Source organism: Achromobacter sp. 1L-A-4-B-C2 (genome assembly GCF_057291955.1).
Map to the genome: position 1 here is coordinate 286,795 of NZ_JBXAWP010000005.1, position 17,730 is coordinate 304,524.

The 17,730-nt window shown below is 65.4% G+C and carries 19 protein-coding genes; 10 read left to right on the forward strand and 9 right to left on the reverse strand.

What is annotated here, in order from left to right; translation table 11 throughout:
- Nucleotides 1–12 precede the first annotated feature (12 nt).
- The 3 genes from AC0Z35_RS23365 to AC0Z35_RS23375 all read right to left on the reverse strand — a co-directional run bounded on the left by AC0Z35_RS23365 (nucleotide 13) and on the right by AC0Z35_RS23375 (nucleotide 1,946).
- A complete protein-coding gene (locus AC0Z35_RS23365) occupies nucleotides 13–639 on the reverse strand; it encodes a hypothetical protein (RefSeq protein ID WP_485132891.1) in 627 nt (208 codons plus the stop codon).
- A gap of 66 nt (nucleotides 640–705) precedes the next feature.
- The gene (locus AC0Z35_RS23370; protein ID WP_485132890.1) at nucleotides 706–1,221 is read right to left on the reverse strand and encodes a hypothetical protein; all 516 of its coding nucleotides are present in this window, start codon (nucleotides 1,219–1,221) and stop codon (nucleotides 706–708) included.
- 137 nt (nucleotides 1,222–1,358) lie between these two features.
- Nucleotides 1,359–1,946, reverse strand: a complete 588-nt coding sequence (locus tag AC0Z35_RS23375; protein ID WP_485132889.1) for a TetR/AcrR family transcriptional regulator — start codon at nucleotides 1,944–1,946, stop codon at nucleotides 1,359–1,361.
- Between the two features lie 269 nt (nucleotides 1,947–2,215).
- Between AC0Z35_RS23375 and AC0Z35_RS23380 the strand changes: the two genes are divergently transcribed.
- Together AC0Z35_RS23380 and AC0Z35_RS23385 are read left to right on the forward strand one after the other, a co-directional pair.
- Nucleotides 2,216–2,716 (forward strand): hypothetical protein, encoded by a 501-nt coding sequence (locus AC0Z35_RS23380; protein ID WP_104145316.1) that lies wholly within the window; start codon nucleotides 2,216–2,218, stop codon nucleotides 2,714–2,716.
- A gap of 187 nt (nucleotides 2,717–2,903) precedes the next feature.
- The gene (locus tag AC0Z35_RS23385; RefSeq protein WP_104145317.1) at nucleotides 2,904–3,233 is read left to right on the forward strand and encodes a YciI family protein; all 330 of its coding nucleotides are present in this window, start codon (nucleotides 2,904–2,906) and stop codon (nucleotides 3,231–3,233) included.
- Between the two features lie 74 nt (nucleotides 3,234–3,307).
- Here the strand turns inward: AC0Z35_RS23385 and AC0Z35_RS23390 are convergent, their stop codons facing one another.
- The 3 genes from AC0Z35_RS23390 to AC0Z35_RS23400 form a co-directional block, all read right to left on the reverse strand.
- A complete protein-coding gene (locus AC0Z35_RS23390; RefSeq protein WP_485132888.1) occupies nucleotides 3,308–4,516 on the reverse strand; it encodes an MFS transporter in 1,209 nt (402 codons plus the stop codon).
- A 72-nt stretch (nucleotides 4,517–4,588) separates the two neighbouring features.
- Nucleotides 4,589–5,347, reverse strand: a complete 759-nt coding sequence (locus tag AC0Z35_RS23395) for an SDR family oxidoreductase (RefSeq protein WP_104145319.1) — start codon at nucleotides 5,345–5,347, stop codon at nucleotides 4,589–4,591.
- A gap of 142 nt (nucleotides 5,348–5,489) precedes the next feature.
- Nucleotides 5,490–6,434, reverse strand: a complete 945-nt coding sequence (locus AC0Z35_RS23400; RefSeq protein WP_046807794.1) for a GlxA family transcriptional regulator — start codon at nucleotides 6,432–6,434, stop codon at nucleotides 5,490–5,492.
- A gap of 111 nt (nucleotides 6,435–6,545) precedes the next feature.
- Here AC0Z35_RS23400 and AC0Z35_RS23405 point away from each other — a divergent pair, with 111 nt between their 5' ends.
- Nucleotides 6,546–7,763 (forward strand): MFS transporter, encoded by a 1,218-nt coding sequence (locus tag AC0Z35_RS23405; RefSeq protein ID WP_485132887.1) that lies wholly within the window; start codon nucleotides 6,546–6,548, stop codon nucleotides 7,761–7,763.
- 235 nt (nucleotides 7,764–7,998) lie between these two features.
- On the opposite strand, the gene AC0Z35_RS23410 is transcribed toward AC0Z35_RS23405, so the two are convergent.
- Entirely contained in the window at nucleotides 7,999–8,268 is a 270-nt protein-coding gene (locus tag AC0Z35_RS23410; RefSeq protein ID WP_104145101.1) for a hypothetical protein, read from the reverse strand.
- Nucleotides 8,269–8,413: 145 nt separating this feature from the next.
- Here AC0Z35_RS23410 and AC0Z35_RS23415 point away from each other — a divergent pair, with 145 nt between their 5' ends.
- On the forward strand, nucleotides 8,414–9,007 hold the full coding sequence (locus AC0Z35_RS23415) for a BPSL1445 family SYLF domain-containing lipoprotein (protein ID WP_104145100.1): 594 nt from the start codon (nucleotides 8,414–8,416) through the stop codon (nucleotides 9,005–9,007).
- 120 nt (nucleotides 9,008–9,127) lie between these two features.
- Here AC0Z35_RS23415 and AC0Z35_RS23420 read toward each other — a convergent pair whose 3' ends face one another.
- Nucleotides 9,128–9,769 (reverse strand): glutathione S-transferase family protein, encoded by a 642-nt coding sequence (locus AC0Z35_RS23420; protein ID WP_485132886.1) that lies wholly within the window; start codon nucleotides 9,767–9,769, stop codon nucleotides 9,128–9,130.
- 264 nt (nucleotides 9,770–10,033) lie between these two features.
- On the opposite strand from AC0Z35_RS23420, the gene AC0Z35_RS23425 reads away from it, so the two are divergent.
- From AC0Z35_RS23425 to AC0Z35_RS23440, 4 genes are all read left to right on the forward strand, one after another.
- Nucleotides 10,034–10,663: a hypothetical protein gene (locus AC0Z35_RS23425; RefSeq protein ID WP_485132885.1), complete on the forward strand. Its 630-nt coding sequence runs from the start codon at nucleotides 10,034–10,036 to the stop codon at nucleotides 10,661–10,663.
- Nucleotides 10,664–10,763: 100 nt separating this feature from the next.
- Complete coding sequence (locus AC0Z35_RS23430) at nucleotides 10,764–11,246, forward strand: nucleoside deaminase (protein WP_314355728.1); 483 nt, start codon at nucleotides 10,764–10,766, stop codon at nucleotides 11,244–11,246.
- Nucleotides 11,247–11,317: 71 nt separating this feature from the next.
- Nucleotides 11,318–11,794, forward strand: coding sequence for a hypothetical protein (locus AC0Z35_RS23435; protein ID WP_104145097.1), 477 nt, complete (start codon nucleotides 11,318–11,320; stop codon nucleotides 11,792–11,794).
- Between the two features lie 106 nt (nucleotides 11,795–11,900).
- Nucleotides 11,901–14,021 (forward strand): DUF4034 domain-containing protein, encoded by a 2,121-nt coding sequence (locus tag AC0Z35_RS23440; RefSeq protein ID WP_485132884.1) that lies wholly within the window; start codon nucleotides 11,901–11,903, stop codon nucleotides 14,019–14,021.
- A gap of 121 nt (nucleotides 14,022–14,142) precedes the next feature.
- Here the strand turns inward: AC0Z35_RS23440 and AC0Z35_RS23445 are convergent, their stop codons facing one another.
- Nucleotides 14,143–14,763, reverse strand: coding sequence for a TetR/AcrR family transcriptional regulator (locus tag AC0Z35_RS23445; protein ID WP_104145095.1), 621 nt, complete (start codon nucleotides 14,761–14,763; stop codon nucleotides 14,143–14,145).
- 305 nt (nucleotides 14,764–15,068) lie between these two features.
- On the opposite strand from AC0Z35_RS23445, the gene AC0Z35_RS23450 reads away from it, so the two are divergent.
- Both AC0Z35_RS23450 and AC0Z35_RS23455 read left to right on the forward strand, forming a co-directional pair.
- Complete coding sequence (locus tag AC0Z35_RS23450; RefSeq protein ID WP_485133027.1) at nucleotides 15,069–16,214, forward strand: MFS transporter; 1,146 nt, start codon at nucleotides 15,069–15,071, stop codon at nucleotides 16,212–16,214.
- 207 nt (nucleotides 16,215–16,421) lie between these two features.
- Nucleotides 16,422–17,723, forward strand: a complete 1,302-nt coding sequence (locus AC0Z35_RS23455; RefSeq protein ID WP_046806929.1) for a UDP-N-acetylglucosamine 1-carboxyvinyltransferase — start codon at nucleotides 16,422–16,424, stop codon at nucleotides 17,721–17,723.
- Nucleotides 17,724–17,730: the final 7 nt, after the last annotated feature.

Consider the following 17,730-nt stretch of genomic DNA (forward strand, 5'->3'; position numbering starts at 1 on the left):
AATGAGCACCCCTCACGAACTTGGATAGGGAGCCGCGCCCCCGGACGCGTCGTCGGTACTGTGGCGCGGTTTTGCGGCGGTACCGACCGGCCCGACCCTCAACGGCGGCATGCCCGCTGCCGCCGTAAAAGGCGGCGGCAGCACGGCCGCCACGCCAGCGGAAAATCGATAGGCCTGGTACGGCAGCAGGCCTTGAATCGTGCCCAGGTCATGCGCCGCGTCGGCCCGCGCTTGCAAGGCGGTTTGCTCGTCGCGCAGCTGGCGATTGGCCGCGACGGAACGCGCATCCAGCCGGGCTTGCTGATCGTGGTAGGCCTGGATGGCGTTTTTAAGGCAATGGGCGGTGTATTGGTCCCGCATCGCGTCGACGGAAATGGGGGCCTCGGCGGTATCAACGCCTGCGGGTCGATGGGCGTCGGGCGCGGCGGGCACCACCGCAGCCGACTTGGCAACCAGTTCCCGCGCGGCTTGAATCCGCGCGTAGGGCGACGGACGCAGTTGCGTCGAAGGCGCGGCACGCGTTGGCGCCCGCACGCGTTCGCTGCGGTAAGGGTCATGAATGTAGCGGTCTTGAACGTATGGACGCTGAATATCGGCGATACGGACCTGGCCGGTCGGATCAATAGCGCGGGCAGTCATGGCGGCCTCCTTGGTGATGCGTGGGCGACGGGTCGTGCCCCGGAAATGTCGGCTTCGGTTGCACCGCTACAGTCGCCCGGCGGCTTTGGCGGGCATGCGGCGTTGGGCTGCCATCCACAGCAACTGCGCCGTCGACCCCACCACGAAAATCGCCAACCACACCCCTAGCGCACCGCGCACCAGGGGCGATTGCGGGCCGTCGGCAAGCGGATGGGAAACGGGCAGGCGCGTCAGCGTTTCGGCAATGCCGGGCACCCACATCAAGAAAAAGCTGAACGAAAACCCCAGTTGCGACAGATAGGGACGCGACCGCGACAACCAAGACAGGCGCGGCGCCAGCAACGCCCCCGACACCGCCAGCAACGCCAGGATTCCCAACGCATGCCCGGCATTGAAGCCACCAGAGCTGGACAGCCCGAACGACGTCAGCACCGCCAATATCAGCCCGCCCAGATAAAGCTTGCCCGTGCGCGTTGCGGGGTCGATGCCTCGATACCGCGCAAAGCTGTACAGGCCGACAACGGCAGGGACAAGGCTGATGAGGGTGTGGGCGGCGCCCAAGGTGGAAATAGGATGTGGCATGGCAAGGACTCCAGACAGGAAACAAACCGACTAGTTGGTCGGCCATCAGGGCAAAAAAAAGCGGGATAAAGCGGCACTGCAAATGCGGGGGTGTTAACGGTCAACGGCGCGCACCCCGAGGTGCGCGCATTCCACTGTCAGCCCGCCGCGCTCAACTGCTTGATGGCGGCGCGTGAAATCGATTCGAATACCTTGGGGTCGCCAAACGCGCGCGCGGTCAACATCGCGCCGTGCACCATCGACATGAACGCCTGCGCTTCGGCCTCGACCTTGTCGCGCAATTGGAACTGGCCCTTGGCCGCCCCGCTGGCCAGCACGGAACCGATCCACGCTACCAGCTCGGCAAAATATGCGCGGACCTCAGCGGCGACGGCGCTGGGAATCAAGGGCGCCTCGGCAGCCAGCATGGCGCATATGCACATGGGCATGGTGCCCTCGCGGATGCACTTGGCCCAGTATTCCGTGTAGGCGGTCAAGCGGGCTTGCGGATCTTCAACGTGCTGGTCAAGCTTGGCCAGCCCCTGGCGCGCTTGTTCACGGTGCACGGTCACCACACTCAGGACCAGGTCTTCCTTGGTGGGGAAATGATGGTGGATGCTGGGTTTGCCGATGTGCACCTTTTCCGACACATCGGCATAGCTGAACCCGTGATAGCCGCCGGCGGCAAGCAGCAATCGCGTCTGCTCGACGATTTCAAGGGCTCTGGGCGAGAGTTCCAAACTCATGGATTTCCAGGTCGGTTTACGAGTTGGCCCCTACTGGAATATTCGGCAGGGCCGCGCATGGCAGCCAATCTACTAGTTGGTCGGTTGCGAGTCAACAATTTCGTGCTGATGGACTCATGTCAGCAAGCGATTGGGCACCGCGCGCCTTCCATGCCCGGGGTGCTTCAAACATCCCACCCGGCAGGACCGCGCGGGTTCGTTAGGCTACAGTGCCGGGGGGCCGACAAAATTTTGGACGTCGAGCCCCGAAATCCTGGAGAAACACCGCAGTGAACGACACCCGCCTACCCGATCCTGACAGCCCCGAAGACCGCAAGGAACAGGAGCCCAGGCTTTGGCGCGATGACGGCTGGACCGCCCGGATCATCAAGAACGAAGAAGACGACGGCTGGGCTGTCGAAATGACGATGGACGGGCAATCCGAGCCGGCCTTGGTCGGGCCATGGACCATGGGCCGCGACAAGAAAAACCCCAAGCCGCTTGATTCGCCCGCCTTCATCACCCTGGTCAAGACCGCCAACGAAGTGCTGCGCCGCCACGAACAGCAGCTGCATGCCACGCTGCACAAAAGCGTGAAGATCGACGCCGAGGCGGGCCGCTTGACCGTCAAGCTGGACATCGTGCCCGACGAAGACGAGCCTTACGCCGTGCTAAGCGCGTACGATGAATCCGGCGAACAACTGGCCCAGGTCAACGTGCCGCCGACGTACAAGCTGACCGTGCAGCGCGCATCGGAATGGGCCAGCGGCGGTTTCGGCAAACAGGGCTGAAGGGTCGTACCGGCGGTCCGGCGATCAGGCGGTCCGGCGATCTGGCGTTCTGGCGATCTGGCGTTCTGGCGATCTGGCGTTCTGGCGGTCCGGCGATCCGGCGGTCCGGCGATTCGGCGTATCGGCGTACCCGCGCTTCGGCGATTAGCGGTTCGGCGTCTCATCCCCCCTCTGCAAAGGACTTCTCATGCCTAAATTCGTGACGATAGGATATGGCGACCAGGCAGGTTACGACCGCACCCCGGTCGCCCTTCGAGACGCCGCGCACGCGCACGACGCGCAATTGCAGAAAGAAGGTGTGCTGATGGGCATTGCGGGCACGCCCGTGCAGGTGCGCAACACCGGCGCGGCCGGGGTGGAAACCACGGACGGCCCCTACTTGCAGTCGCCCTTGCCCGTGGCCGGCTTTGCCATCATCGAAGCCACGGACCTCGCCCAGGCCATCGCCATCGTCTCGCAAACGCCATGCGCGGTGGCGCACGGCGTGGTCGAAGTCTGGCCGCTGGAACACGCCTAGCGCATCGCCCGCCAGGCGGAGCTTGTTCACGGCAACGGCCTCTTGCCGGCAGCCACGCACCGGATCGGATGCCATCAAGCCTTGCGGCCTAGCGCTGCGTTCACGCCCAAGGCGATCGTTTCGGCCAGGGCCGCCACCGCCCCAATCGCCCAGATGGAGCCGGCGCCCAACACCGCCGCGCCCAAAGCGCTGCCCACCGAAAACCCGAAGTACATGGTCGAAGTGTTAAGCGCCAACGCGACAGGCGCTTGCGACGGCATGCCCGCCCCGATCAGCCTTGCCATCTGCGCCGGAAAGAACGACCACACGGTGAAGCCCCACAAAGCGACGGCAAGCAGCACCAGGCCCAGCGAGACGCCCCTGGACAACGCCGTCGCCATCGGCAACGCCACCATCGCCAGCACCACAAACGCCAACCCCAGCAACATCAGCGATACGCGCACCACGCGGCCTGGTCCGAAGCGGTCGTTCAGGACCCCACCCGTCATGACACCGGCTGCCGCCGACAGCCCCCACAACGACACCGACGCGGTGATCTCCAACGGCCCGAAGCCCAACACGGCGTTCAAGTATTCGGCAAGGTACGGATAGGCGGTAAACGCGCCGATGGACCAGAACAAGCTCACCGCCAGCAAACGCAGCACGGCGGGTTGGCGCACCACGGACACGCGCTGACGCAGGCTTGCCACCGCGATGCCCTGCCCCGCGTCGCGCTCGATGCCGGTCAGGATGCCCGCGATTGCCACGACGCTCATCGCGCCCACCAGCAGGAAGGTGGCGCGCCAGCCGAAGGCATGCCCGATCAGCCCACCCAGAGGCAGACCCAGCGCAATGGCCAGCGTCTGCCCTGCACTGACGATGGCAAGGGCGCGCCCGCGCATCGCCACCGGCACGATGACGCCGGCCAGCCCGTTGGCGGCCGGCACATACAGCCCCGCCGCAATCGCCATCAGCACGCGCGCCAGCATCAGCACGGCGAACGACGACGACAGCGCGGCCACAACGTTGCCAATGGCGAACAAGCTCATGGCGGCCAGCAGCACCTGCTTGCGCGCCATACGCCCGGTTGCCACCGTGGCCACGGGCGATGACAAGGCCAGCACCAATGTGAAGATGATGACCAGCAAGGCGACGGTGGGCACGGGCAGCGCAAAGTCCTGCGCCATGACCGGCAGCAGCGGCGCGATCATGAAGCCTTCGGTGCCGATGGCGAATGTGCCCAGGGCCAGGAAGCCGGCGGGCAGCAAGACGGCGCGCGAGTCTTGCGCAAGTGACGCGGACATAACGCGGTGCTCCTGATAGGCGCTGCCGCCGGAGTCGCGCAAACGCGGCCCCGGCAGCAGACATGCCTTGCCTTAGACGGGAATGGGATTGGCGGCGATTTCGGCGTTGAAGCCGTGCACCAACGCGTGTTCGCCCAGGCCGGGGTTGTCGCGCAAGGCGCGGATTGCCTCGACGAACACTTCCGGCGCATCCGTTGCCAGCCCGGTCATCGTTTCGGCGATGAAGGCGTCCAGCGGCATGGCGCGCGGGTCGCCGCTCTTTTTGATCAGGTCGGTATCGACCCACGGCGGCGCAATTTCCTGCACGGTGACGCTGGTGTCGCGCAGCATGAAGCGTTGCGACAGCGCGTACGAATGCAACGCCGCCTTGGACGCCGAGTAGACCGCGTTGGTGGCGATGGGCACGTAGGCCAGCACCGAGGTGTTGTGGATGATGGTGGCGCGCGGCTGGGCCTTCAGATGCTCGACCAGTGCCGAGGTCAGTCGGATTGGCCCAAGCAGGTTCGTGTCCAGGATCTGGCGCGAGACGGCGTCGTCGATCCGGCCCGAGGGATCGTCAAACGGCATGATGCCCGCGTTGTTGATCACGACGTTCAGCGTGGGATAGTCGCGGATCAGTTGCGCGGCCACGCGTTCGATATCGGCGGCGTCTGAAATGTCCAGCGCCACGCCATCGATCCCGGGGTTGGCGGCGGCCACTTCGTCAAGCAGCGCCTGGCGCCGCCCGGCGACGATGACCTTGTTGCCCAGCGAATGAAACTGTTCCGCCAGCGCGCGGCCAATGCCCGAGGTGCCGCCGGTGATGAAGATCGTATTGCCCGTCATTTGCATGATTTGTCCTTGAGTGGCACCTGGATGGCGCCTTCCATGGACGAACTATGCGCGGTTCGGGCGTAGTCTCAAATGTCGTAGATCCGGCATTTACGGACATGGCGACCGTGGCCCACCCCCACGCGCTGATGCGCTCGGGCGGTCAGGCGGCATCCTGCATCAGCGCCAGGCCGCGCTTGACGCTGGCCGGCGGCTGGCCCAGGTTGCGCAGGAACGCGCGCCGCATCCGGTCGCGGTCAGCAAACCCGGTGTCGCGCGCGACGACTTCCAGCGGGTACCGCCCGTCTTCCAGCATGACGCGCGCGGCCTCCAGCCGCAGCATCTCCACCGCTTTGGCCGGCGACCGCCCCGTCTCTTCCCGAAATACGCGGCTGAACTGACGCGGCGACAAGCTGGCCGCTTCGGCCAGTTCCTCGACAGACAGGGCGTTGCGCAGGTTTTCGCGGGCATAGGCCAGCGCGCGCTTGACCCGATCAGAGCGAGGCTCCAGCGCCAACAGCGCCGAAAATTGCGACTGACCGCCGTGGCGGCGGTGGTACACGACCAGCTTGCGAGCCAGCAGGCGGGACAGAGTCGACCCGTGGTCTTCCTCGATCAACGCCAGCGTCAGGTCGATGGCCGACGACATGCCCGCCGATGTCCAGACGTTGCCATCACGAACGAAGATGCGATCTTCATCCACCCGCACCTTTGGAAAGCGCGCCTGTAGCGTGCGCGCGTGAGCCCAATGGGTGGTGGCGGCGCGGCCATCCAGCAAGCCGGCTTGCGCCAGCACAAACGCGCCCGTGCAGACCCCGGCAACCCGCCGGGCGTCTATGCCCGCCCGCGCCACATACGCCCGCACGCCGGGCGAAATTTCCTGAGGCACCAGTTGCCCCGCCACCATCAGCGTGTCCGGTATGACCCCGAACGGCGTCGTTTCAATGCCCGCATTCATCGACGACCGAATGGTGCCGCCCTGCTCGGACAACACCGTCAACCGGTATCCGTCATCGCCCAACTCGGCATTGGCCAGTTCAAACGCCGACAGCGCCGCCAGGCCCATCAGCTGGAATCCGTCTTCAAGGATCAAACCCACCTGCCGCATGATGCTTCCCTTCAAAAAAACGCGTCGCGTATCCGCCTGTAGCGCCGCGATCAGACACATTCCGAAAGGAGTATCCTACGCCGCTTCTCCCCGCCAGATTCACCCATCGCTATGCGCGGCAATCCCGACGCCAGACAAGGCGCCATCGCGTTGCACGGATTCTATTTCCTGTATTACGGCTTGCAGGGCGTCAGCATCCCCTTTCTTCCCCTTTGGCTGGCCAGCCGTGGCCTGGACCCGGCGATGATCGGCCTGATCGTCGCCACGTCGTTCCTGCCGAAGATCCTGTCCACACCGGTTGTCGCGCACGTGGCCGACCAGACCGGCCGCGCGCACGCCTTGATTGCGTCCGCGCTGGCGGCCTCGCTGGTGTTGTTCATCTGCTATCCGTTCATGCACGCGCCGGGCTGGTTGCTGGGCGTCACGTTGGTACTGAACGCGGTGTTTCCCGCGGTGCTGCCGTTAATGGACCGCATGGCCATTGCCAGCGGCCGCGCGCAGGGCAATTCGTACACCATCATGCGGGCGTGCGGATCGCTGGGTTTTGCGACGGTGACGGTGGCAGGCGGCTATCTGATCAAGACTTTCGATGCCAACTGGGTGATGTGGCTGTCGATCCTGCTGATCGTGGCGTGCCTGGCGTGTGTTCGGCTGCTGCCCCAAGCGGCGCAGCCCGGGTCCGGGACGCCGACGCAGGCCATGGCCGCACCCCGCGCGCGCCTGCCCATGCTGGAGGTCGTGCGTGATCGGCCCTTGCTGATGTGTATCGGCGCTGCCTCGCTGGTGCAGGCCAGCAATGGTTTCCTGTATTCCTATTCCACGCTCTACTGGACGGCCAGCGGCCTGTCGACCGCATTGATCTCATTGCTTTGGGTCGTTGGCGTGGGCAGCGAAGTGCTGTTCTTCTTCCTGGCGCCCAAGATCCTGGCGCGCAGCGGCGCCCAGTGGCTGATCCTGGCGTCGGCGTTCATGTCGGCCATCCGCTGGGCGGGCTTGTCCGTCACCACGGACCCGACGCTGATCGGCGCCTTGCAGCTGTTGCAGTGCTTCACGCTGGCCGGCAACAACGCAGCCATCATGTGGTACATCACGCGACACGTGCCCGCCGCGCACAAGACGTCGGCAATCGCCCTGTACGCGCTGTTGTCCGGCGGAGTGTTCATGTTTGCCAGCATCCAATTGGGCGGCGCGCTGTATCGCAGTTATGCGCCGGGCGGCTTCATGGTCATGGCGGCCTGCGCGGCCTGCGCAATTCCGCTGGTCGTGTATGCGGAGCGCTTGCGGCGAAACCTGCAACCGGGCCAAATCTGGCCCGCCGTAAGCCGTTGATAAGACGCGGGTTCTTTGGAATCGAGTCATATCTGGCTCGCTTTGTTGTGGAAAACGGGGGTTTTTCTGGGCGACGGTGCAACCCATGCAGCACCCGGGTAGCCATTTAGCGTGTAAGCCATTGATCGGCCTGGTCTATTTTTTGGCGCGTGTTCCGTGGCATGGACGTTGCATCACGGCCGGCCGACATGGACGCGGAATCTCGGACCTGAAAACGGACGTGCCGCCGCCAGCCCTAACCCCCCACCCTTCCCCCGCAATGCCGGCACACCCTTGCGTCGCGAAGAATGCGCCCCGCGCAGCGCGGGCAATCGACATGCGTTGGCGCAACCGGTACACGCGCACGGGGTGAGCGGTCCGGAAGCGTCAGCAGAAAAGCACCCGCCAGCGGCGGGCTGATCAGGACGGCCAGCACCGTCCAGCCGATGCCGCGACGGCCACGGCCGGCGGCCATGACGCCCACCACCACCGCCAGCACGACCCAAAGAAGAATAAGCAGGAACATATCGCGATGTTAAACCGCGCCTAACGAGAGTAATCTGCTGCCAGGGAGACATCCCGATGTGAGTGGTCAGAAGTTCGTCAGGAACCTTGCAGCGCGTTGGCAAACGCGTCCGCAAACCCGTATGCAACCTAAAAAGGAAGCGCAAATGAACAAGATCTCTTCAACATGGCGTAGGACCACGCTGGCGGCGGTAACGTTGGGCGTGGCAAGCGTGCTGTTCGCGGGGTGCACGACGAATGGCCCCAAGGCGACCCCGACCTCCGCCGAAAAACGGCAGGAACTCAATACCGCCGCCAACGCCACGCTGACCCAGCTGTACGCAGCGTCCCCGCAATCCAAGCAGCTGGTACAGCGCGCCCGCGGCGTGCTGGTGTTTCCCGCCGTGCTCAGCGCCAGCTTCATCGTGGGCGCGGAACATGGCTCGGGCGTGCTGCGCGTGAATGGCCAGGACACCAACTACTACAGCATCACGGGGGGGTCGATCGGCTTTCAGGCGGGCGCGCAGTCCAAGGCCATGGTGCTGCTTTTCATGACGGATGACGCCTTGGCCAAGTTCCGCGCCAGTAGCGGCTGGACGATCGGGGCGGACGCCACCGTTGCCGTCGCGAAGCTGGCCGCCAACGGAGCGCTTGATTCGTACACCGCCCAGCAGCCCATCGTCGGCTTTGTGCTGAACAATGGCGGTCTGATGGCGGGCGTGTCTATCGACGGCAGCAAGATATCGCCGCTGACGCTGTAATTGCATGACTGGCCGCCTGCCGCTGTGTTGAACGGCATCGGCGGCCAGGGTTCACTCATCTACTGCCCTGCGATGGCGCGGCGCCTGGCTTACGCGCCCGTCGCCATCGCCTTTCCCTTTTCAGGCCAACATCGGCTCCATGTCGGGATCGCCTTTCTTCATGGCGTGGCGATACGCGTCGCGCGCGCCGATGCGCTGAAGGTACGCCAGGATGTTCGGATACGGCGACAAGTCGTAGGGATAGAACAGCCGCATCGTCGTCAGTGAAAACACCGCGACAATGTCGGCCGCCGTCAGCACATTACCCGCCAGGTAATGCGTGTTGCCCAATTGCTTGTCGACCAGCGCCAGCGCCTGCTGGCGGCGCGCGTCGGCAAACTGCGCCACGGGTTTGTCGGCGGGCACCTCGGCGCGGGCCAGCACCATGTTGCGCATCAGCGCCGGTTGCAGCGAGCCGTTGGCGAAGTGGAACCAATACAGGTAGTCGGCATAGGCGGGGTCGCTGGGTGGCACGGTCAGTTGGCCATCGCCATACCGGGCGAGGATGTATTCGACGATAGCCGTGGATTCGGCCAGCACGGTGTCGCCGTCGGTGATGATCGGGGCGGTGCCCAGCGGGTGCAGGGCCTTGTATTCCGGCGGCGCCAGACGCGTGTTGGCGTCCCGGTCGTAGACCTTCAGGTTGTACGGGATGGCAAGTTCTTCGCATAGCCACACAATACGTTCGGACTGCGATTTACCCAGATGGTGCACGGTCAGCATGAAAGTCCTTTAGAAAGGGGTAGCGCCGGGAAAGCAACGTTGCCACTCTACGCCGCTTTGCCCACATCGGCATCGCCGCCGTCCACGCGCCGAACCCGCGCCAAAACCCCGCGCGGCACCGGGTCGCTACACCTTTCGCGCAGCTTGTTAACGGATAGATACATAACGCGCAAGGTCAGCAATTACCAGATGCAATCAGCGTGCTAATTTAGGCGCCCGTAACCGCCCACGTCCGTGGCGGCCGTCCAAAGGCCCCTACTTTTGATGAACATGCATAAGACGCCTGCTCGCGATATGAACCCCGCCAAGCGCAATCAACGCCTATCCCGCATCGTGCCGCTGGCGTTCGGCCTGGCCCTGGCCGCGGCGTCGCCGATGATCGCGGCGCAAAGCGACCCCGTGCGCGCCCATTCGCCGGCGCAGCAAAACGGTGCGGCGGCCCAGCCCCAGACACAGATCCAAACCCCGGCGCGGGCACCGGCGCCCACGCAGCAAAACAGCGCGACGGCCCTGGCGCCGGTCACCAAGACGGACATACGCAACCAGGCCGCCTACGAGCGCCTGATGAACAATAGCGGCGTCACCGTGCAGTGGCTGTGGTCGGCCGATCGGGGCCAGCTCAGCGCCAAGGACGTCAATGACGTCGTGCGCATCGACGGCACGCAGGCCAACTTCGAAGGCACCCTGAAGATCAACGGCGAGATCGTGTCCATCGACAGCGACCGCTTTGTCTTTCGCGGCACCATCCTGATTCTGGACGCGCCCGAGAAAGGCCGCCGCTGCGAACGCACGGGCGACTATGAATTCCGCGCCGCCGGCAAGCGCAAGTACTGGCGCTTGCAGCAGATGGAAAGCTGCGGCCGCCTGACCGATTACGTCGATATCTACTATTGACGCGATTGACGCGATTGACGCGACGGGCTATTGACGCTTCAGCGTGCCCCGACATTCCGGCATCTGCCGCCCCCGGCTCCGCACACCAACGAGGTTTCGCATGATCGATGAACACGACAAGCAGCATCTGGCGCGTTGCGTGGCGCTGGCGCGACAGGCGCTGGAATCTGGCGACGAGCCCTTTGGCTCGGTGCTGGTGTCCGCCCAAGGCGAGGTGCTGTTTGAAGACCACAACCACGTTGCGGGCGGCGACCACACGCAGCATCCCGAGTTCGAGATCGCGCGCTGGGCGGCCAACAACGTGCCGCCTGCCGAACGCGCCTCCTGCACCGTCTACACGTCGGGCGAACATTGCCCGATGTGTTCCGCCGCGCATGGCTGGGTGGGGCTGGGCCGCATCGTCTATGCCAGCTCGTCGCAGCAATATCGGCAATGGATGCAGGAATGGGGCGTGGCGCCGTCGCGTGTGAAACCCTTGGCCATTCAGGACGTTATTGACGGCGTGGCCGTCGATGGCCCGGTGGCCGAATTCGCAGAACAGGTCAAGCAGCTGCATCAGGAAAAGCTGCGTCGCCGCGCGTAGTAGCGCGGCACCCTGCACTGCGTAGCGGGCACAAGCACACCCGCCCCACACCGAAACCGAAGGAATCCCGCATGCCCTCTAACAGCGTCAAATGGATCGTCAGCATTGTGTTGGGGCTGCTTATCGGCAAGGTCAGCTATGGCGTGCTGCTTCCGCTTTTGCTGGCCGGCCTGCCTGATCCTGACGCGGCGGACGGCGACACAATGATGTACGTCGGCACCGGGGTCTGGCTGCTGATCACCGTGGTGGCCGCGGTATTGCTGGCCCGCATTGCCGACCTGCGCCGCCTGATTGGCTGGGGTTTCGTGGTGCTGGGCGTGGCGTTGATGCTGACCATCCCCGCTACGATGTTGACCATGGATTTCAGTGCGCACCAGGCAGCCACGGCGGGCGCGCAAGCAGCCAACGACGCCAACACCGCGCTGTTTTTCTGGGCCCTGATATTCGGGCTGCCCTATGTCGGCGGCGGCCTGGCGCTGACCATCCTGGGCGCGGTGCTGATCCGCAAAAGCCGCGAGCCCGCCGCGCCCGCCACCCCCACCATTTAACTATCCGGCCAAGCTGCCGTTGTTAAAGACAGCGGCCCCGAAGCGCCATGCCCTCCGCGCGGCCGCGCCGGGTTCGCCGTTCCCTGAACCCACCTTGCCGTAGCGAATGACCCCATCCAACGACACGATCGACACCCTGCTCGCGCGCCGCGCGCAACTGCGCGAATGGCTTGACGCCGGCCAATACGACGACCTGGACGCCCTATTGGAAGCGGCCGCCTTGCGCTGGCTGGACAGCGACGGAGAAAGCCATGGGTATCGGTGGATGCTGGACGTCATCAGCGATCCGCAACGTGCGCCCGCCGACAACCTGGCCCGCGTGCGCGCCTGGCGCGATGCGCGCCCGGCGTCGTATCACGCCCACCTGGCCTACGGCAACCAATGGGAAAGCATCGCCGGCCTCATACGCAGCAGCAACACTGCCGACTACGTAAACGATGCCCAGTGGGCCGGCGCGATGATGGCCCGCGACCACGCCGTGGCGGCATTCCTGCACGCCATGGCCTTGCACGAACGCCCCGTGGTAGCCGTGCAGCGCACCATGCGCGTGTGCGCGTACCTGGACGAGCCCGACTGGCTGGCCGACTTGCTGGAACATGGCGTGGCCGCGTCGCACGACGGCTTGCAGGCAAGCTGGTCGCCCGACGTCTGGGAACAGGCGCTGCGCCTGCTGGACGAACGCAGCGGCATGGGGCTGGCCGAACTACCGGCCTCGCGGCCCGACGGCCTGCCCCCGCGCACGCCCCAGGACAAGGACGACCCCAAGACCTATTGGCTGCGCACGTCGCTGGCGCTGCGCCCGAACGACCTGAGCGCGCTGATCAGCTACCTGTACTTCCTGTACCCGCGATGGAACGGCAGCCATGCCGACATGCAGGCTTTCATCGACGGCCCGATCTGCGCCGGGCTGACCGACGCACAGCGCGAAGAGCTGCGGTTTTACAAAGAGCTGGATTATCTGGGCTACCCCGCCTTCTACCCGGAAGTGGACGACGACGAACGTAACGCGGCGTTTTGCGACGCCTTCGAGCAATGGCTGACGCTGGATGTGTCCGCCGAATTGCAATGCCGCGCGCTGTGCCACTACGCCAACTTCCAGACAGCGCGCGCCCGCCGTGAAGACGACGACGGCGACGTGCACTGGAACGCCGGGCTGTTGCAGCACGCCTACGCGTTGTTGACGCGCGCATGCGCCGTGGCGCCCGCCAACATCGACCTGGCGGACGACGCTTACCCCGGCGTGCTGTTCACCTTGCAGGCCTGCGTGTGGTTTCAGGGCATGCCGGACGCACAGCGCCTGTTCCCGCTGGTTCTGACGCGCGGCGCGCACTGGGGCGACGATGTGGAAGCCGTCTTGCTGGCGGCGGTGGGCAGCAAGTTTGGCCTGTTCGGCTTGCAGGTGGACGAGCTGGACACCCAGGCCTTGCTTGAACGCGGCTTTGCGCTGGACGGCAAGGACCGCTCTTTCAACCTGGCGCAGCTGGGCCGCAACCTGTGGGGCGACGTGTCGCCCGAGGCCGCGCTGTTCCTGTGGCAGGAAGGCGCCCGGCGCCAGCGCGCCGACGCGCTGATGTCGCTTAGCGAGCTGTATGCCGGCAAGATCGACGCCAACTATCCGGGCATCGACAAGGCCGCCGCAAGAAATTTCCTGACGCAGGCCGCCGAAGCGGGCGACCTGATTGCGCGCAACAACCTGGCCTACGCCGCCATCGACGAAGGCCGCGACATTGCGGCGCATGAATACCAGACGTACCGAGGCTGGCTGGAAAACAATTGGCGCCTGGCCGACCGGGGCTCGCGCATGGAAGCCATGGCGGCGCGCAACCTGAGCTGGCTGATGCTGATGCACAGCGGGTCGGAAGAAGACCAGCGCGCCGCGCTGGACAGCGTGCTGCCCTGGCTGTGGAACCAGGACCACGACGGCGACCGCGAAACCGCCGCCCGCAGCTACGCCATCGCCTTCATGGAAGGCCGTGGCTGCGAGGCCAACGCCTATCTGGCCCACGTATGGATTGCCCGCGCGCTGGCCTTGTCGCCCGATAACGAATACCTGCAACGCCTTAGCGCCGAGATCAACGACGCCGGCGGCTGGTTTGGCGGATGGCGCTTGCGCCGCCGCCTGGCCCGCGACCGCGCCGGCATGGACGAACGCGCCCGCGAACTGACGTTTGCGGGCGATGACGGCGAGGGTGACGGCAAAAGCGGCAGCGCTGCCAACGCCGGCTAGGCGACGGGTGCGACGGTCAGCGATGGGCGCATCGTCTTACGTCCGGGTGGCTTGAGGTCGCTTCAGGTCGCTTCAGGCCGCTTCGAACCGATTCAGCTCGCCCCAGACCGCTTCCCTCGGCTCAGCCCGCCTGCGCACGCGCCACGTCCCACTGGCGCATCAGCTGCGTGATGGCGGCGTCGAATACCGCGTGGCGCACGCCGTCGCGCGCCGCGATGGACACGCCCAACAGAAAGCTGTTGAACACCGTGGCCAGCGCCTTGGCATCCGTGGCGGGGTCCAGTTCGCCGCTGGCGATGCCGCGTTCCACGCAGCGGATAAAACCCGCATACGTGCGCTGGCGCGACTGCGTCAAGGGCTGCGTCACGGCGGTGTGCTCGGGGGTGGGCGCACTCATGACGCCCAGTGCCACCATGCACCCTTTGGGATGGTGGCGTTCGCACTGCATTTTGGTCGAGCGGCGCAACGCCAGCTCAATAGCCTGTGCCGGAGGCAGGGCATCGTCCCACAGGCTCTCCGTGACGCGCGCGTACGTGTCCAGGTAGCGCTGAACGGCCTCTTGGTACAGCGCCTCTTTCGAGCCGAACGCCGCATAGAAGCTGGGCGCGGAAATGCCGCCGCCGATGCCCGCTTTCAGCTGGCTCAGCGACGTTGATTCATAGCCTTGTTCCCAAAATAAATGCAGCGCCTGATCCACCGCCTGTTCGCGGTCGAACGCGCGTGGCCTGCCCATTTGCGCCATGCCGGTGCCTCCGTTGAAATCAGCGACTCGAAATTCGCGACATCAATACTAATCGATACAAAAGTCGTTGACAACGCGAAAGCCTCGCCTCTACATTTATATCAATCGGTACACATGTACCGTCGAATTCGGAAACACCGTCGCCCTGACGGCCCACCAGAACAATCACCGCCCGGGCATCTCCCGAGCACCGCAACAGCTTGCCTGCCCGGGCAAGAAAAGGATTTCGTGTGACATCCCCTACCCTGACCCCCGCGCCAACCGCGCCCGACCGCCTGCCCATCGCGGGGCTGCTGGCGCTGGCCATGACCGGCTTTATCTGCATCGTCACCGAAACCCTGCCCGCCGGGCTGCTGCCCCAGGTCAGTGCCGGGCTGGGCGTAAGCCAGGCATGGGCCGGGCAGATGGTGACCGCCTACGCATTGGGATCATTACTGGCCGCCATCCCGCTGACGATCGCCACGCGCGGCTGGCGCCGCCGCACCGTGCTGCTGATGACCATCATCGGCTTCCTGGTCTTCAACTCCGCCACCGCGCTGTCGACGAATTATTGGCTGACGCTGGTCGCACGGTTCTTCGCCGGCGTGGCGGCCGGGCTGGCATGGAGCCTGATCGCAGGCTATGCGCGGCGCATGGTGGCGCCGTGGCAACAGGGGCGCGCACTGGCGTTGGCGATGGTGGGCACGCCCATCGCGCTGTCGCTCGGGGTACCGCTGGGCACCTTGTTGGGGGCCACGGTGGGTTGGCGCATGGCGTTCTGGATCATGTCCGCGCTGACCCTGGTGCTGATTGCCTGGGTGCTGGCCAAGGTGCCCGACTACCCGGGCCAGTCGTCGCACGAACGCATGCCGCTGCGCCGCGTGTTCCTGACGCCGGGCGTGCGCCCGGTGTTGGCCGTGGTGATCGCATGGATGCTGGCGCACAACATCCTCTATACCTACATCGCGCCGTTTGTGGCGCGGGCCGGGCTGGGCAAGCGCGTGGACCTGGTGTTGCTGGTGTTCGGCACGGCCGCCCTGGCGGGCATCTGGGTGACCGGCAAACTGGTGGACCGCCATTTGCGCGCCACCGTGTTGGCCAGCCTGGGCGCGTTCGGCGTGACCGCGCTGGTGTTTGGCGTGGCGCCCGTTACCCCCGCTATTGTTTACCTGGGCGTGGCGGTGTGGGGCGTAAGCTTCGGCGGCGCCGCCACCCTGTTGCAAACCGCGCTGGCCGACGCGGCGGGCAACGGCGCCGATGTGGCGCTGTCCATGAACGTGGTGGCCTGGAACGGGGCAATCGCCTTGGCCGGCGTGGTGGGCGGCATGCTGCTTGGGGCCTGGGGCGTTGCCGCGTTCCCCTGGGTGCTGCTGGCCTTGGTCGGCGTCGCCTTCCTGATTGCGTGGGGCGCGCAAGCCCATGCGTTCCGGCCCGGATTACGCATGTCCGGCGCGCTGGTGGCGGGCCATTAGCATCGCCGCGTACCTCACCGGGTGCCCCGCCGTATTCCCCGCCGTATTCCCCGCCGTATTCTCCGCCGTATGCCCCGCCCTGTGCCGCGCCGTGTCGATTGCAGTTTGATACGTTTGTTCACCCGGCGGGCGGGCCCACCTCGAGGCGTACCAGTACAATTCCCGCCACTTCTTGCTTCTGGTCCGCGCTTCGGCCGCCCTTTCCCCATGTCCAACCTTATCGTCCACGGCGGCACGCCCCTGCGCGGCCGCGTCATTCCCTCGGCCAACAAGAACGCGGTGCTGCCAATTCTGTGCGCCACGTTGTTGACCGACCAGCCGCTGACCCTGCATGGCGTGCCGGACATTACCGACGTGCGCAAGATCCTGGACATCTTCCGCACCTTGGGCAGCGAGGTACAGCTGGATGAAGCCACGCGCACGCTGGCGCTGCATCATCGGCACACCGCGTTCGACGCCACCGCGCACCGCCTGCCCGAAGAGATGCGCTCGTCGATCATGCTGGTGCCGCCGTTGCTGGCGCGCTTCGGTGTGGCGCGGCTGGAAGACAACGTCAAGGGGTGCACGCTGGGCGTGCGCGAAATCGATCCGCACGTGGACATTTTCCGTTCGTTCGGCGGGCAGGTGGAACGCGCCAGCGGGTCGTTGCTGGTGCGCAGCAGCGGGCCGTTGACGGCCACGCATCACTGGCTGGATTACGCGTCGGTCACCACCACCGAGAATTTCGTGCTGTGCGCGGCCGCCGCGCAAGGCGAATCCACGCTGACCAACGCCGCGTCCGAGCCGCACGTGCAGGAGTTCTGCCGCTTCATGGTGATGATGGGCGCGGACATCGACGGCATCGGCACGTCGCGCCTGACCGTGCGCGGTGGCGCAACACTGGGCGGCGGCGAGTTCACCTTTGAAGAAGATTTCCACGAAATCACCACGTTCCTCGCGCTCGGTGCGATCACCGGCGGCGATGTCGTGGTGCGCAACCGCACGCCGGGCAACTTCCCGCTGATCGACCGCACCTTCGCCAAGTTCGGCGTCACGATCGAGCACAAGGACGGCTGGTCGCGCGCGCTGCGCACCGGCCCGCTGAAGGTGCAAACGCCCTTCACCAGCAACGTGCTGACCAAGGTGGAAGCCGCGCCGTGGCCATACTTTCCGGTGGACCTGCTGCCCATCTTCATCGCGTTGGGCGTGTGCGCCGAAGGCAACGCCATGTTCTGGAACAAGGTCTATGACGGCGCGCTGGGCTGGACGGGCGAGCTGTCCAAATTCGGCGCGCACGTGTTTTCTTCGGACCCGCACCGCGTGGTGACGTTCGGCGGCATGCCGCTGACGCCGGCCGTGGTGGAAAGCCCCTACATCATCCGCGTGGCGATCGCGCTGTTCATGGTCGCCAGCAGCATCAAGGGGCGTTCCGAAATCCGCAACGCAACGCCGATTCGCCGCGCGCATCCGCAGTTCGTGGAAAACCTGCGCAGCCTGGGCGTGCAGGTGGAATGGGCTACCGAGGAATAGTGGCCCC

What these genes read in the sequence shown, in the direction of transcription:
- AC0Z35_RS23365 (WP_485132891.1), bottom strand. Translation starts at nt 639, where the DNA reads ATGACTGCCCGCGCTATTGATCCGACCGGCCAGGTCCGTATCGCCGAT.
- AC0Z35_RS23370 (WP_485132890.1), bottom strand. Translation starts at nt 1,221, where the DNA reads ATGCCACATCCTATTTCCACCTTGGGCGCCGCCCACACCCTCATCAGC.
- AC0Z35_RS23375 (WP_485132889.1), bottom strand. Translation starts at nt 1,946, where the DNA reads ATGAGTTTGGAACTCTCGCCCAGAGCCCTTGAAATCGTCGAGCAGACG.
- AC0Z35_RS23385 (WP_104145317.1), top strand. Translation starts at nt 2,904, where the DNA reads ATGCCTAAATTCGTGACGATAGGATATGGCGACCAGGCAGGTTACGAC.
- AC0Z35_RS23390 (WP_485132888.1), bottom strand. Translation starts at nt 4,516, where the DNA reads ATGTCCGCGTCACTTGCGCAAGACTCGCGCGCCGTCTTGCTGCCCGCC.
- AC0Z35_RS23395 (WP_104145319.1), bottom strand. Translation starts at nt 5,347, where the DNA reads ATGCAAATGACGGGCAATACGATCTTCATCACCGGCGGCACCTCGGGC.
- AC0Z35_RS23400 (WP_046807794.1), bottom strand. Translation starts at nt 6,434, where the DNA reads ATGCGGCAGGTGGGTTTGATCCTTGAAGACGGATTCCAGCTGATGGGC.
- AC0Z35_RS23405 (WP_485132887.1), top strand. Translation starts at nt 6,546, where the DNA reads ATGCGCGGCAATCCCGACGCCAGACAAGGCGCCATCGCGTTGCACGGA.
- AC0Z35_RS23410 (WP_104145101.1), bottom strand. Translation starts at nt 8,268, where the DNA reads ATGTTCCTGCTTATTCTTCTTTGGGTCGTGCTGGCGGTGGTGGTGGGC.
- AC0Z35_RS23415 (WP_104145100.1), top strand. Translation starts at nt 8,414, where the DNA reads ATGAACAAGATCTCTTCAACATGGCGTAGGACCACGCTGGCGGCGGTA.
- AC0Z35_RS23420 (WP_485132886.1), bottom strand. Translation starts at nt 9,769, where the DNA reads ATGCTGACCGTGCACCATCTGGGTAAATCGCAGTCCGAACGTATTGTG.
- AC0Z35_RS23425 (WP_485132885.1), top strand. Translation starts at nt 10,034, where the DNA reads ATGAACATGCATAAGACGCCTGCTCGCGATATGAACCCCGCCAAGCGC.
- AC0Z35_RS23430 (WP_314355728.1), top strand. Translation starts at nt 10,764, where the DNA reads ATGATCGATGAACACGACAAGCAGCATCTGGCGCGTTGCGTGGCGCTG.
- AC0Z35_RS23435 (WP_104145097.1), top strand. Translation starts at nt 11,318, where the DNA reads ATGCCCTCTAACAGCGTCAAATGGATCGTCAGCATTGTGTTGGGGCTG.
- AC0Z35_RS23440 (WP_485132884.1), top strand. Translation starts at nt 11,901, where the DNA reads ATGACCCCATCCAACGACACGATCGACACCCTGCTCGCGCGCCGCGCG.
- AC0Z35_RS23445 (WP_104145095.1), bottom strand. Translation starts at nt 14,763, where the DNA reads ATGGCGCAAATGGGCAGGCCACGCGCGTTCGACCGCGAACAGGCGGTG.
- AC0Z35_RS23450 (WP_485133027.1), top strand. Translation starts at nt 15,069, where the DNA reads ATGACCGGCTTTATCTGCATCGTCACCGAAACCCTGCCCGCCGGGCTG.
- AC0Z35_RS23455 (WP_046806929.1), top strand. Translation starts at nt 16,422, where the DNA reads ATGTCCAACCTTATCGTCCACGGCGGCACGCCCCTGCGCGGCCGCGTC.